The sequence below is a fragment of the Microbacterium sp. NPDC089186 genome, from assembly GCF_040685115.1.
Classification (GTDB): domain Bacteria; phylum Actinomycetota; class Actinomycetes; order Actinomycetales; family Microbacteriaceae; genus Microbacterium; species Microbacterium galbum.
Genome location: NZ_JBFBHJ010000003.1, coordinates 186,657 through 200,333 on the forward strand (window position 1 = coordinate 186,657; position 13,677 = coordinate 200,333).

Sequence of the window (13,677 nt, forward strand, 5' to 3'; positions counted from 1 at the left end):
TGCGGTGATCAGGCCGGAATGCCGGCTTTCTCCCGGGCGGCGCGCACGCGCTGATCGCGTTGGGCGATCGGCTTCTCGCCTTCGCGCAGCAGGGCGTACATCGGGACGGCGACGAACAGGGTCGAGTAGGCCGCGACGATGGTGCCGACGAAGATCGACAGCGAGATGTCGCTGAGCGTCCGCGCTCCCAGCGGTACACCGATGAACAGGATCGCGCCGACGGGCAGGATCGCGACCACGGTCGTGTTGATGGAGCGGATCAGCGTCTGGTTCGCCGCGAGGTTGACCGACTCGGCGAACGTGCGGCCGGAGATCTCCCCGTCTTCTCTCGTGTTCTCCCGCACCTTGTCGAAGACGACGGTGGTGTCGTAGAGCGCGTAGGAGAGGATCGTGAGGAAGCCGATCACGGCAGCGGGCGAGATCTCGAAACCGAAGACCGCGTAGACGCCGATCGTGATGACGAGAACATCGACGAGGCCGATGATCGCGGCGACCGACATCTTCCACGTGCGGAAGTACAGGGCGAGGATGAGGAATGTCAGCGCGAGGAAGATCGACAGACCCCACAGCGACTGACGCGTGACGTCGGCACCCCAGGTGGGACCGATGAAGGAGTCGGTGACCTCCGACGCAGGAACGTCGTACGCGCTGGCCAGGGCGGCCGAGACGGCCTGCGTCTCGTCGCTGCCGAGCTGGTCGGTCTGCACGCGAACGGCCTGGTCGCTGATCGTCGTGACTCGGGTCGTCGCTCCCGGAACGACCGAGGTGACCGCGTCGGTGGCGAGGGCCTGATCGAAGGAGGTCGGGTTCGACACGGTGAACTGCGACCCGCCGGTGAACTCGATCGAGAACTGCACGGGCCGGAACAGCGGCACGAGAGCGGCGCCGATCACGAGGACCGCCGCGATGATGAACCACAGGCGACGACGCTGCACGAACGGGAAGGAGGTCTTCCCGGAGTAGAGGTCGTTACCGAGCTGCGACATGGAGCGCATCAGTCGCTTCCCTCCTTCGTGGAGCCGCTATCGCCGCGCGCGGCGGCCGCGAGTTCCGCCTGCTTGCGCTCAGCGATCGTCTGGCGGCGCTGGGCTTCGCCGCGTGACCGCTTGGCGCGACCGGCATCGGCCACTGGGGCGCGGAACTGCGCACGGCCCCGGTACACAGCGCCGAGCGCGTTCGGGTCCATACCCGAGAGCGGGTGGCCGGAGCCGAAGAAACGCGTGCGCGCGAGCAGCTGCATGACCGGGTGCGTGAAGAGGATGAAGATGAGGACGTCGATCGCGGTCGTGAGTCCGAGCGTGAACGCGAAGCCCTTCACCGTGGCATCCGCCAGGATGTACAGCACGACGGCGGCGAGGACGTTGATCGACTTCGAGATGTAGATCGTGCGCTTGGCGCGCGACCATCCGTCTTCGACGGCCGCGGTGATCGACTTGCCGTCGCGCAGCTCGTCGCGGATGCGTTCGAAGTAGACGATGAACGAGTCTGCCGTGAAGCCGATCGTGACGATCAGGCCCGCGACGCCGGCGAGGGACAGTCGGAAGCCCGCGCGCCAGGCCAGGATGCACAGGGCGAGATACGTCAACACCGCCATCACGGCGAGCGACGCGATGATCACGGTGCCCAGGGCGCGGTACACGATCAGCGAGTAGATCGCCACGAGACCGAGGCCGATGAGCCCGGCGATGAAGCCGACCTGGAGCTGCTGGGAGCCGAGGGTGGCTGAGACGGTGTCGGAGCTGACGACGGTGAAGCTCAACGGCAGGGCACCGTACTTCAGCTGGTCGGCGAGGGCCTTCGACGACTCCTGCGTGAAGCTTCCGGTGATGCTCGGTCGACCGTCGACGATGATGCCGTTCATCGACGGGGCCGACAGCACGCTGCCGTCGAGGACGAAGGCGAACTGGTTGAACGGGGCCTGCGCTCCGTACAGACGCTGGCTCACGTCGGCGAACTTCTGGGTGCCCTGGTCGTTGAAGACGAGGTTGACGGCCCACTGGCCCGTGTTCTGCTCCTGGCCGTTGGTGGCGTCGGAGATGTCGTTTCCGTCGAGCTCGACCGGGCCGAGGATGTACTTCGCCTGCCCGTTGACGTCGCAGGTGATCATCGGCTGATCGGCCGGGGCCTGCGCGGGGTTGGACGGCGGGTTGGCGCAGTCGTAGGAGAGGAACTCGGCCTGGAGGGCGGGAGTGATGTACGCGGGGTCGCTCGCGTTGGTCGGCGACGCGGTGGGCGTCCCCGGCAGGCTCGGGTCGGGCGTCGGGTACGGGGTGTTGTTGCCGTCCTCGCCCACGAACGACGTCGCCGGCGAACCCGTGAACAGCACGGGCCGCAGCTGGAGCTGTGCGGAGCTCTGGATGCGCTGACGCGTGGCGTCGTCGGCCTGACCGGGGATCTGCACGACGATGTTGCGCCCGCCCTCGGTGGCGACGTCGGCCTCACCGACGCCCGAGGCGTCGACGCGCTGACGGATGATCGTGACGGCCTGGGCCAGCTGTTCGCTGTCGGGGGCCGCCCCGTCGGTCGTCTGGGCCTGCAGGATGATCTGCGTCCCGCCCTGGAGGTCGAGCGCGAGCTCGGGCGTCCAGGAACTTGCGTTGAAGACGTACACGCCCAGCGCGTTGATGCCGAAGAGCACGCCGACGATGGCGAGCAATCCGGTCAGTACGCGCCAGGCATGACGGACAGGGGTCGAGGGCGCCACGGAGTCGGCTTTCTGTGCGGCGGGCGGGAACGGCGGAGCGGGCGTCAGGCCTGCGGGCGGTCCTTGTCGGTCTGGTCGGGGTCGGCCGCGTGCTGGCGGGCGGCGCGCTGGTCGTCGCTGATCGAGGTGATGTCGCCGTCGGCGACCCCGGCGACGTACTCGGCCTCGGTCTCCTCCGCCTCGATGAACTCGTCTTCGGTGACGGCGCCCTGAGCGGGGTCGACGATGCGCAGCACGGCCTGGCTGTGCACCTTGATGACCACACCGGGGGCGATCTCGACCAGGGCGGGCTTGTCGAGGTCGACGCCGTCGTACTCGACGACGGTGCCGTAGAGGCCGCCCTGCAGGAGCACCTCAGCGCCGGGAACGGTCTCGCGCGACTTCTTCTCGAGCTCCGCCTTCTGCTTCTGCATGCGGCGCCGCGAGCTGTAGAACATGAAGATCAGCAGGGCGATGAGCAGGATGACGATGCCGTAATCAGCGAAGAACCGGGCGATATCCATCGAGGCGGTGCACCTTTCGAGTCAGGCGCGCCGTGCGGCACTGCCTAGCGTGAGTCAAGCGGGGGTCGGGGAATCCCTCGCCGAGTATAGGTCATGACCCCTGGCTGAACCGGAGCAGGCCGTCGGGGTGAGGGGCGCCGAGGTGGTCGTATGCCTCGGGGGTGGCGACGCGTCCGCGCGGCGTGCGTCCCATGAAACCGATACGGACGAGGTAGGGCTCCACGACCGACTCGATGGTCTCGGGTTCTTCGCCGACGGCCACCGCGAGCGTGCTGAGACCCACCGGTCCGCCGCGGAATCGACGCACGACGGCGTCGAGGACCGCTCGGTCGAGGCGATCGAGCCCGATGGCATCCACGTCGTAGAGATCGAGGGCGGCGCCGACCGTGCGCACGTCCGCATCGCCGTCCTCGGCGCCCGCCGAGGGGCCGTGGACCACCAGGTAGTCGCGCACGCGCCGGAGCAGGCGGTTGGCGATGCGCGGCGTGCCCCGCGAACGTCGGGCGATCTCGGAGCGCGCGGTACCCGGCAGGCCGACGTCGAGCATGGCCGCGGACCGCGAGACCACCTGCTCGAGTTCTTCGGGTTCGTAGTACTCCAGGTGCGCGGTGAAGCCGAAACGGTCCCGCAGGGGGTTGGGGAGCAGGCCCGCGCGCGTGGTCGCTCCGACCAGGGTGAACGGAGACAGGTCGAGGGGAATGCTCGTGGCACCCGCCCCCTTGCCGACCATGATGTCGATGCGGAAATCCTCCATCGCCAGGTACAGCATCTCTTCGGCGGAGCGCGCCATCCGGTGGATCTCGTCGATGAACAGCACTTCTCCCGGCGTGAGCGACGACAGCAGCGCCGCGAGGTCACCCGCGTGCTGGATCGCCGGCCCGCTGGAGAGGCGCAGTGGACGTCCGCTCTCATGCGCCACGATCATGGCCAGGGTGGTCTTGCCGAGCCCAGGAGGGCCGGACAGCAGGATGTGGTCGGGCGAGCGCTGCTGGATGCGCGCGGCATCGAGCAGGAGTTGCAGCTGCCCCCGCACCTTCTGCTGACCGACGAACTCTGCGAGCGAGGTGGGGCGGAGGGCTCCTTCGATCGCGAGTTCGGTCTCGTCGTCGGGGGTGCCGGCGTCGCGGACGTCAGCCACCCACGTTCTCCTTCCGTGCCGGACCGAGCAGCGCCAGCGTCAGGCGCAGCAGGGCCTGGACGGAGGCGCGGTCGGCTTCGGAGGCGTTCTCGGCGACGGATGCCACGGCCTCGGCCGCGGTGCGCTCGGTCCACCCGAGGCCGATCAGCGCCTGGGTGACCTGGACGGGGATCTGGCCGTGCGGCGCGACGGCGGCGGGCGCGGACGCGGGCGCGACGGCGAGCTTCCCGGCGAGCTGCACGACGATGAGCTTGGCGGTCTTGGGGCCGATCCCCGACACGCGACGGAAGGGAGCGTCGTCGTCATCGGCGACGGCCTGCGCGATCTGCGGCACGGTCAGGGAGGACAACACCCCGAGGGCCGATTTCGGTCCGACGCCGGTCACGCTGATGAGCTGGGTGAAGACCGTGAGCTCTTCCCGCGTTTCGAAGCCGTAGAGGGACAGGGCGTCTTCTCGCACGATGAGGTTCGTGTGCAGGTGCACATCGTCGCCGAGGTGAACCGTCCGCGCGAACTGCGCGGTCACGGCGACCGAGAAGCCCACGCCTCCGACGACGACCACGAGCGAATCGTCGGCGACGTGCGCCGCCGACCCATGCAGCGAAGAGATCATGCGATCAGCCTACGCCGGGCGTTCGTACATGTGTTCGAGCGACACGGGGCTGTGGAGAACGTCGCTTCTCGGCATCCCGCCAGGCCCGCTGAGCAGGCGTGAGGGCGGCCTCCGCCGAGGGGGTCGCCGGGCCGCCGCGCCAGGCGTGGCAGAGGGCGATCGCGAGCGCGTCGGCGGCGTCGGCCGGCTGGGGCAGCGTGTCGAGGCGCAGCACGCGCGCGACCATGGTCTGCACCTGCACCTTGTCGGCGGCGCCGTACCCCGTGATGGCCGCCTTCACCTCGCTGGGGGTGTGCGTCGCCGCGGTCAGTCCGTGCTCGGCGGCCAGGAGCAGCGCGATGCCGCTCGCCTGGGCGGTTCCCATCACCGAGTGCCGGTTGTTCTGTGCGAAGACGCGCTCGACGGCGACCACGTGCGGCTGGTGGGCGACGAGCACCTCGCGGATGCCGGCGGCGATGGCCGCGAGACGTTTCTCGATCGGGTCGCCGGGCGCCGACCGCGCGACGCCGACATGCACGAGCGACGCGGTGCGGTTCGGCGAGACATCGACGATCCCGATGCCGCAGCGCGTGAGGCCGGGATCGATGCCGAGGACGCGCAGAGAACGGGACACGGCCCCCACGCTAAGCGCAGGGGCCGTGTCGCGGAGAAGGGCGCGCCCTTACTCGTCGTTCTCGAGCTCGGCCTGCACCTCGGGCGTCATGTCGAAGTTCGTGTAGACGTTCTGCACGTCGTCGCTGTCTTCGAGCGCGTCGATGAGGCGGAACACCTTGCGGGCGGTGTCGGCGTCGACCTCCACCTTGAGCGAGGGGACGAACTCGACGTCGGCGGAGTCGTACTCGATCCCGGCGTCCTGCAGGGCGCTGCGCACGGACACGAGGTCGCTCGCCTCGGTGATCACGCCGAAGCCCTCGCCGTGGGGCTCGACCTCCTCGGCGCCGGCCTCGAGGACCGCGAGCATGACGTCGTCCTCGCTGGTGCCCTCGGCGGGGACCACGATGACGCCCTTACGGCTGAAGTTGTACGCGACGCTGCCCGGATCGGCCAGGGTGCCGCCGTTGCGGCTGAGAGCCGTGCGCACCTCGGCGGCCGCTCGGTTCTTGTTGTCGGTCAGACACTCGATGAGGAACGCGACGCCGTTGGGACCGTAGCCCTCGTACATGATGGAGGCGTACTCGACGGCCTCGCCGCCGATGCCCGCGCCGCGCTTGATCGCGCGATCGATGTTGTCTTTGGGGACCGAGGTCTTCTTGGCCTTCAGAACGGCGTCGAAGAGGGTCGGGTTGCCCTGCAGGTCGGCACCGCCGAGCTTGGCCGCGACCTCGATGTTCTTGATGAGCTTGGCCCACGACTTCGCGCGGCGGGCGTCGACGACCGCCTTCTTGTGCTTGGTCGTGGCCCATTTGGAATGTCCGGACATTGCTCCAGTTTACGGTGCGACACGGCCTGCGCCGCGTCGGTTGCGCACGCGGTGCAGGAACCGTTCGTGGAAGCGCGTCTCCCCCGTCGACTCCGGATGGAACGCCGTTCCGAGCAGCGACCCCTGCTCGATCGCCACGACGCGCCCATCGGGGAGGGATGCCAGGGGCTCGGCATCCGGGCCCCACTCCACGACCGCGGGCGCGCGGATGAACACCGCGTGCACCGGCGGACTGCCGAGCGCGGGCACCTCGAGGTCGGTCTCGAAGGACTGCGTCTGGGAGCCGAAGGCGTTGCGGGCCACCCGCGCGTCGATTCCGCCGAAGGTGCGCTGGCCGGCGATGGCGCCGTCGATGCGGTCGGCGAGGAGGATGAGCCCGGCGCAGGTGCCGTACATCGGCATCCCGTCGGTGATCGCCTGGCGGATCGGGTCGAACAGGCCGAAGGTGCGCGCGAGCTTGTCGATGACGCTCGACTCGCCGCCGGGGAGCACGAGGCCCTCCACGGCGGCGAGCTCCTCGGGCCGACGCACGGGCTGCGCGTCGGCTCCGAGGGTGGTCAGCACGGCGAGGTGCTCGCGCACATCGCCCTGCAGGGCGAGGACGCCGACGCGGGGACCGTTACCAGCCACGCTCGGCCAGGCGGTGGGGGGCGGGGAGGTCGGCGACGTTGATGCCGACCATCGCCTCGCCGAGTCCCCGCGACGCCTCCGCCACGATCTTCGGGTCGTCGTGGAACGTGGTCGCCTTGACGATCGCCGCGGCGCGCTGGGCGGGGTTGCCCGACTTGAAGATGCCCGAGCCCACGAACACGCCGTCGGCGCCGAGCTGCATCATCATGGCGGCGTCGGCGGGAGTCGCCACTCCCCCGGCGGTGAAGAGCACGACGGGCAGCTCGCCGGTCTCCGCGATCTCGGCGACGAGGTCGTACGGGGCCTGCAGCTCCTTCGCCGCGACGTAGAGCTCGTCCTTGGTCTTCGCGCGCAGGGCGTTGATCTCCGAGCGGATCGTGCGGATGTGCTTCGTCGCCTCCGACACGTCTCCCGTGCCGGCCTCGCCCTTGGACCGGATCATCGCCGCGCCCTCGGTGATGCGCCGGAGCGCCTCGCCGAGGTTGGTCGCGCCGCACACGAACGGCACGGTGAAGTTCCACTTGTCGATGTGGTTGACGTAGTCGGCGGGCGAGAGCACCTCGGACTCGTCGATGTAGTCGACGCCGAGCTCCTGCAGGATCTGCGCCTCGACGAAGTGGCCGATGCGCGCCTTGGCCATGACGGGGATCGACACCGAAGCGATGATGTCGTCGATCAGGTCGGGGTCGCTCATGCGCGCCACGCCGCCCTGGGCGCGGATGTCGGCGGGCACGCGCTCGAGCGCCATCACGGCGACCGCGCCCGCGTCTTCGGCGATGCGGGCCTGCTCGGCGGTGACGACGTCCATGATGACGCCGCCCTTGAGCATCTCGGCGAGTCCCCGCTTGACGCGGGAGGTTCCGGTGTCGGTCATGACTGCTCCGTTCCGCGCTTCGGGGCGCGATCTATTGGCTTAGGCCAAACCGTAGCATGGCTCAGGACATAGGCTGGACGTCGACTCCGGGGGGCACATGACCATCGACATCACCGGGCGCTCGGCATCCGAGATCGCCGCCGGGCTCCGCACGCGCATCGAACGCGGCGAGCTGCCCCCGGGCACGCTTCTCCCTCCCGTCCGCACGCTCGCGGCCGAGCTGGGCGTGAACCGCAACACCGTCGTGGCGGCGTATCGCCAGCTCGCGCAGGCGGGGCTCGTCGAGGCGCGCGGTCGAGGCGGCACCCGGGTGGCCGACCGCGCCGCCGTGGCCCAGGAGGGCTACGCGCCCGACACCGTGCTGCGCGACGTCGGCACGGGCAATCCCGATCCCGCCCTCATCCCCGACCCGACCGCGGCCCTCGCCCGCTCCGCGCGTCCCGTGCTCTACGGCGAGCCGGTCATCGACCCCGGACTCGAGGCGTGGGCGCGTCAGTGGATGACCGATCAGCTCCCCCACGACGACACGCGCATCACCGTCACCAGCGGCGCGAGTGATGCGATCGAGCGGCTGCTCGCGCAGGCGCTGCAACGCGACGACGCGGTGGCGCTCGAGGACCCGTGCTTCCTCTCGGCGCTGCACACCGTGCGCACCGGCGGTTATCGCGCGGTACCCGTCCCGGTGGATGCCGAGGGCATGACCGTCGAGGGACTCCGCGCGGCGCTGGCCGCCGGCATCCGCGCGGTCGTCGTCACCCCGCGCGCGCACAACCCCACCGGGGCGAGCCTGACCGCCGACCGGGCCGCGGCGCTGCGTGCGGTGCTCGCCGAGCATCCGTACGTGCTCGTCATCGAAGACGACCACTTCTCCCTGCTGTCGCGCGCGCCGCTGCACACAGTGATCGGCCCCGCGCAGCGGCGGTGGGCGCGCATCCGCTCGATGTCGAAGTTCCTCGGACCCGACACGTGCCTGGCCGTCACGGCATCCGATGCCGACACCGCCGACGGTCTCGCGGTGCGGCTCACCCCCGGCACGACGTGGGTGAGCCACATCCTCCAGCGACTGACCCTGGCGCTCGTCACCGATGAGGGGGTGCGCGCCGGGATCGAACGTGCCGCCGTGCACTATGCCGAGCGCAACGCCGCTTTCGCCCGCGCGCTCACCGAGAGAGGGGTCCCCGTCTCCCCCGGCGACGGTCTCAACCTTTGGGTGCCGCTCCCGGTCGCCGCTGCCCGCGTCCGCGAGGACCTCATGCGCCGCGGGTGGCTGGTGCGCGAGGGCGACCCGTTCTTCCTCGGCGACGGCGACCACGGCGCGTTCCTGCGGTTGACCGTGCACGACCTCGACGAGGCCTCGGCGCGCACCCTGGCCGACGATCTCGCGCGTGCGTGCCGGGTGCTCCGCGCGGACGCGGGAAGTGGAAGGATCGAGGCATGAAGGTTCTCTCGATCCAGTCCGCCGTCGCGTACGGGCACGTCGGCAACTCCGCCGCCGTCTTCCCCCTCCAGCGCATCGGCGTCGAGGTGCTGCCCGTGTACACGGTGAACTTCTCGAACCACACCGGTTACGGCGCGTGGCGCGGACCGCTCATCTCGCCCGACGACGTCGCCGCCGTGATCGCCGGCATCGAGGACCGCGGTGTCTTCCCCGAGATCGACGTGGTGCTCTCGGGCTACCAGGGCGGAGAGGGCATCGGAGACGTCATCATCGACGCCGTCTCGCGTGTGAAGAAGGCCAACCCGGATGCCGTCTACGCCTGCGACCCCGTGATGGGCAACGCCAAGTCGGGGTGCTTCGTCGCTCCGGCCATCCCCGAGCTGCTGCGCGAGCGCGTGGTGCCCGTGGCCGACATCATCACGCCCAATCAGTTCGAGCTCGGCTTCCTCACCGGCACCGAGCCCGGGAGCATCGATTCGACCCTGGCATCCGCCGATCTCGTGCGCGAGCGCGGCCCGCGCACGGTCCTGGTCACGAGCGTCGAGCGCCCCGACCGGGAGGCCGACACCATCGAGATGATGGTGATCGACGATGCCGGCGCCTGGATCGTGCAGACCCCCCTCATCCCCATGAAGGCGAACGGCTCTGGCGACGTGACCGCGGCGCTCTTCACCGCGCACTACCGCCGCTCCGGCGATGCGGCCGACGCGTTGGCCCGCACCGCGTCGAGCGTCTTCGACCTGCTGTCGAACACGTACGAGTCGGGCTCGCGCGAGCTGCGTCTCGTCGAGTCGCAAGAGGCCTACGCCCACCCGCGCCTGCAGTTCGCCGTGCGCCAGGTGCGCTAGCACCCCGGCGACGGCCCTGCCGCTTCGACGGGCTCGGCCACCGGTTCTGCTCTCGTCGGCCCGTCGAGTCCTCTGAGCCCGTCGAAGGCGCCGATCCGTGTGCGCGACCCGCGCGAGCGGAGCCCCTGAGCCTGTCGAAGGCGCCGACCCGCGTGCGTGACCTGCGCAAGCGGATGTCGCTGAGCCTGTCGAAGGGACCGAGCCCGACCTGCGAGCCGCGGGGCGGCGAGGCCTCAGCCCCCGTACACCTCGCGGTACGCGGTCACCCACTGCGTACCGTCGTCGGGACAGAGGAACGTCGTCCCGAAGACCATCACGCTCGCGATCGGGGCCTCCGCCTGCGTGCGGGCGTCGCCGTCGAGCTCGGCGGGGATGAGCTGAGCGAACAGCGGCGACGTTGTCACGTGGGCGATGAGCGTCGACGAGTCCACCTGATGACGGCTCAGGATCGCGGTCTCGCACGCGTCGCCCGCGAGGGCGAGGGCGAGATTCTCATCGGATGCCGTCCACTCGAGCCCCTGCTGTTCGACGTACGCGCGCTGCTGCGCGATGAAGTCCTGCTGAGCCGGTGTCACCGCGACCAGCGGCGTGCCATCCATCGGCAGCTGCTGCGCGCGGAAGAACTCGTCCCGCTCGGCGAAGACGTCGGCGAAGTCGTCAGGATCGGCGGTCGCTTCGTCGCCGGGCGTGGACGGCTGCGCCGCGGTGGGGGTCGCCGCGGACACCTCACCGGCTTCTCCGCGGTCGAGCGGGCTCGGAAGCGGAAGGCACGCGGTTGTCGCCACGACGACGGCGGTCAGTGTCAGCGTGAGCACGAAGGGGCGAGTCCGAGCGTTCATCGGAACACCATAACCAGGCGGCCGCCCGCGCCGAGCGGGGTTGTGGATGACGCCGGTTCAGGCGTTCCAGGCCTCCGACACCGTCCGACGCACGTCGCCGAGCAACTGCGGCAGCGCCTTCGTCTTGGCGATGATGGGGAAGAAATTGGCATCCGACGCCCACCGCGGAACGATGTGCTGGTGCAGGTGAGCGTCCACCCCGGCCCCCGCGATCGCTCCCTGATTCATCCCCAGGTTGAAACCGTCGCAGTTCGACACCGCCCGCAGGACCCGCATTCCGCGCTGGGTGAGGGCACCGATCTCGGCCACCTCTTCGTCGGTCGCCTGATCGTACGTGGCGATGTGACGGTACGGGCACACGAGCAGATGCCCCGAGTTGTAGGGGAAGAGGTTCAGAAGCACGTACGCGGTCTTCCCGCGCGCGACGATCAGCCCGTCTTCATCGCTCTTGTCCGGCGCCGCGCAGAACGGACAGTTCTGCTCCATCGGTTCCCGCCCCGCGGAGATGTACGCCATGCGGTGCGGAGTCCACAGGCGCTGGAACTCGTCGGGAACGCCGGGCAGGGTCATCGCGTCGACGAGCTCAGCGTCGGTCGTCGGAGATCCGGACCCGCCGACGGGGGCCGTCTCGCCGGTCACCGGCGACGGGCCCGCCGCGGCGGCATCCGGATCGTCCGTCATGCCAGGTCCTCGGCGGTGTTGACGAGCGTGCGGTCGGAGATCGCGTCGGTGATCCGCGCCACGGCCTCGTCGACCGGGATGCCGTTGAGCTGCGTGCCGTCACGGAACCGGAACGACACCGTGCCGTTGGAGCGGTCCTGCTCGCCGGCGATCAGCATGAGCGGCACCTTCTGCGTGGTGTGGGTGCGGATCTTCTTCTGCATGCGGTCGTCGCTGTGGTCGGCCTCGGCGCGCACGCCCTTGGTCTTGAGGTCGGCGACGATGCCCTGCAGGTAGTCGCCGTACTCGGCGGCGACGGGCACGGCCACGACCTGCACCGGCGCGAGCCACACGGGGAAGGCCCCGGCGTAGTGCTCGAGCAGAATGGCGAAGAAGCGCTCGACCGACCCGAACAGCGCGCGGTGGATCATGACAGGACGGTGCTTCTCGCCGTCGGGGCCCGTGTACTCGAGCTCGAAGCGCTCCGGCTGGTTGAAGTCGAGCTGGATCGTCGACATCTGCCACGTGCGGCCGATCGCGTCTCGAGCCTGCACCGAGATCTTCGGTCCGTAGAACGCCGCCCCGCCCGGGTCGGGAACGAGCTCGAGTCCGGAGGCCTCGGCGACCTCGCGGAGGGTCTCGGTCGCCTCGGTCCAGAGGGCGTCGTCGCCGATGAACTTCGGGTTGCCGTCCTCCTTGGTCGACAGCTCGAGGTAGAAGTCGTTGAGACCGTAGTCGCGGAGCGTCTGCAGCACGAAGTCGAGGCTGTGGGTCAGCTCGTCCTTCACCTGATCGGCCGTGACGTAAATGTGCGTGTCGTCCTGGGTCATGCCGCGCACACGCGTGAGGCCCGACAGGGTCCCGCTCTTCTCGTAGCGGTAGACCGACCCGAACTCGCTGAGGCGCAGGGGGAGCTCGCGGTAGCTGCGTCCGCGCGAGCGGAAGATCAGATTGTGGAACGGGCAGTTCATGGGCTTGAGGTAGTACTCCTGGCCCTCCCGCGAGACGTGCCCGTCGGCATCCACGACCTCGTCGAGGACCATCGGGGGGTACATGCCGTCCGCGTACCACTGCAGGTGCCCGCTCGTCATGAACAGGTCGCCCTTGGTGATGTGCGGGGTGTTGACGACCTCGTACCCGCTCGCGAGCAGGCGCTCGCGCATGTAACGCTCGATCTCGTAGCGGATGATGCCGCCCTTGGGGTGGAACACCGAGAGTCCCGGACCGATCTCATCGGGGAACGAGAAGAGGTCGAGCTCCTTGCCGAGCTTGCGGTGGTCGCGCTTCGCGGCTTCCTCGAGGCGATGCTGGTACGCGCGCAGCTCGTCTTTCGTGGGCCACGCGGTGCCGTAGATGCGCTGCAGCTGGGGGTTCTTCTCACTACCGCGCCAGTAGGCGCCGGCGATACGCGTGAGGTCCCAGCCGTTGCCGATCAGACGGGTGCCGGGCACGTGGGGTCCGCGGCACAGGTCTTTCCACGCGGTCTCGCCGTCGCGTGTGACGTTGTCGTAGATCGTCAGTTCGCCGGCGCCGACCTCGACGGACGCGCCCTCGGCGGCCTCGGCGGACCCGCCCTTCAGCCCGATCAGCTCGAGCTTGAACGGCTCGTCGGCGAGCTCGGCGCGAGCCTCGTCGTCGGAGACGACGCGGCGCACGAACCGCTGGTTCTCGCGGACGATGCGCTCCATCTCCTTCTTGATGACCTTCAGGTCCTCGGGGGTGAAGGGCTCGTCGACCTGGAAGTCGTAGTAGAAGCCGTCGGTGACCGGCGGCCCGATGCCGAGGTTGGCCTGGGGCTTGACACGCTGGACGGCCTGCGCGAGCACGTGCGCCGTCGAGTGGCGCAGGATCGAGAGACCGTCGGCGCTGTCGATGGTGACCGGCTCGACCTGATCGTCGGCCGTCACGGTCGTGGCCAGGTCTTTCAGCTCCCCGTTCACGCGCAGGGCGACGACCGAGCGGTCGGGGAAGAGGGCGAAGCCATCGGCGGGGAAATCAGTCACAGAACAT

14 protein-coding genes are annotated in these 13,677 nt (G+C 69.6%); 2 read left to right on the forward strand and 12 right to left on the reverse strand.

Annotated features, from left to right (window positions below):
- Positions 1–8: 8 nt before the first annotated feature.
- From secF to pdxS, 9 genes are all read right to left on the reverse strand, one after another.
- Positions 9–995, reverse strand: coding sequence for a protein translocase subunit SecF (gene secF / locus AB0N82_RS11075; RefSeq protein ID WP_315995739.1), 987 nt, complete (start codon positions 993–995; stop codon positions 9–11).
- On the reverse strand, positions 995–2,704 hold the full coding sequence (gene secD, locus AB0N82_RS11080) for a protein translocase subunit SecD (RefSeq protein ID WP_363391562.1): 1,710 nt from the start codon (positions 2,702–2,704) through the stop codon (positions 995–997). The genes secF and secD overlap by 1 nt, the downstream gene beginning before the upstream one ends.
- Before the next feature lie 44 nt (positions 2,705–2,748).
- Entirely contained in the window at positions 2,749–3,207 is a 459-nt protein-coding gene (locus tag AB0N82_RS11085; RefSeq protein ID WP_298872885.1) for a preprotein translocase subunit YajC, read from the reverse strand.
- 91 nt (positions 3,208–3,298) lie between these two features.
- Complete coding sequence (gene ruvB, locus AB0N82_RS11090) at positions 3,299–4,345, reverse strand: Holliday junction branch migration DNA helicase RuvB (protein WP_315995737.1); 1,047 nt, start codon at positions 4,343–4,345, stop codon at positions 3,299–3,301.
- Positions 4,338–4,958 carry a Holliday junction branch migration protein RuvA gene (gene ruvA, locus AB0N82_RS11095; RefSeq protein ID WP_363391566.1) on the reverse strand — a complete coding sequence of 207 codons (621 nt, stop codon included), beginning with the start codon at positions 4,956–4,958 and terminating at the stop codon, positions 4,338–4,340. Before ruvA ends, ruvB begins: the two co-directional genes overlap by 8 nt.
- Before the next feature lie 4 nt (positions 4,959–4,962).
- A complete protein-coding gene (gene ruvC / locus AB0N82_RS11100; RefSeq protein ID WP_363391569.1) occupies positions 4,963–5,571 on the reverse strand; it encodes a crossover junction endodeoxyribonuclease RuvC in 609 nt (202 codons plus the stop codon).
- A gap of 48 nt (positions 5,572–5,619) precedes the next feature.
- The gene (locus AB0N82_RS11105; RefSeq protein WP_315995734.1) at positions 5,620–6,378 is read right to left on the reverse strand and encodes a YebC/PmpR family DNA-binding transcriptional regulator; all 759 of its coding nucleotides are present in this window, start codon (positions 6,376–6,378) and stop codon (positions 5,620–5,622) included.
- A gap of 9 nt (positions 6,379–6,387) precedes the next feature.
- Positions 6,388–7,008, reverse strand: a complete 621-nt coding sequence (gene pdxT / locus AB0N82_RS11110) for a pyridoxal 5'-phosphate synthase glutaminase subunit PdxT (RefSeq protein ID WP_363391572.1) — start codon at positions 7,006–7,008, stop codon at positions 6,388–6,390.
- Positions 6,998–7,882 carry a pyridoxal 5'-phosphate synthase lyase subunit PdxS gene (gene pdxS / locus AB0N82_RS11115; RefSeq protein ID WP_174799665.1) on the reverse strand — a complete coding sequence of 295 codons (885 nt, stop codon included), beginning with the start codon at positions 7,880–7,882 and terminating at the stop codon, positions 6,998–7,000. Before pdxS ends, pdxT begins: the two co-directional genes overlap by 11 nt.
- A gap of 97 nt (positions 7,883–7,979) precedes the next feature.
- Here pdxS and AB0N82_RS11120 point away from each other — a divergent pair, with 97 nt between their 5' ends.
- Entirely contained in the window at positions 7,980–9,320 is a 1,341-nt protein-coding gene (locus tag AB0N82_RS11120) for an aminotransferase class I/II-fold pyridoxal phosphate-dependent enzyme (RefSeq protein WP_315995731.1), read from the forward strand.
- Positions 9,317–10,168 carry a pyridoxal kinase PdxY gene (gene pdxY, locus AB0N82_RS11125; protein WP_363391577.1) on the forward strand — a complete coding sequence of 284 codons (852 nt, stop codon included), beginning with the start codon at positions 9,317–9,319 and terminating at the stop codon, positions 10,166–10,168. The genes AB0N82_RS11120 and pdxY overlap by 4 nt, the downstream gene beginning before the upstream one ends.
- 233 nt (positions 10,169–10,401) lie before the next feature.
- Here pdxY and AB0N82_RS11130 read toward each other — a convergent pair whose 3' ends face one another.
- The 3 genes from AB0N82_RS11130 to thrS all read right to left on the reverse strand — a co-directional run bounded on the left by AB0N82_RS11130 (position 10,402) and on the right by thrS (position 13,670).
- Positions 10,402–11,007 (reverse strand): hypothetical protein, encoded by a 606-nt coding sequence (locus tag AB0N82_RS11130; protein ID WP_363391580.1) that lies wholly within the window; start codon positions 11,005–11,007, stop codon positions 10,402–10,404.
- A gap of 57 nt (positions 11,008–11,064) precedes the next feature.
- Positions 11,065–11,577: an HIT domain-containing protein gene (locus tag AB0N82_RS11135; protein WP_315995903.1), complete on the reverse strand. Its 513-nt coding sequence runs from the start codon at positions 11,575–11,577 to the stop codon at positions 11,065–11,067.
- Positions 11,578–11,684: 107 nt separating this feature from the next.
- The gene (gene thrS, locus AB0N82_RS11140) at positions 11,685–13,670 is read right to left on the reverse strand and encodes a threonine--tRNA ligase (protein ID WP_363391583.1); all 1,986 of its coding nucleotides are present in this window, start codon (positions 13,668–13,670) and stop codon (positions 11,685–11,687) included.
- Positions 13,671–13,677: the final 7 nt, after the last annotated feature.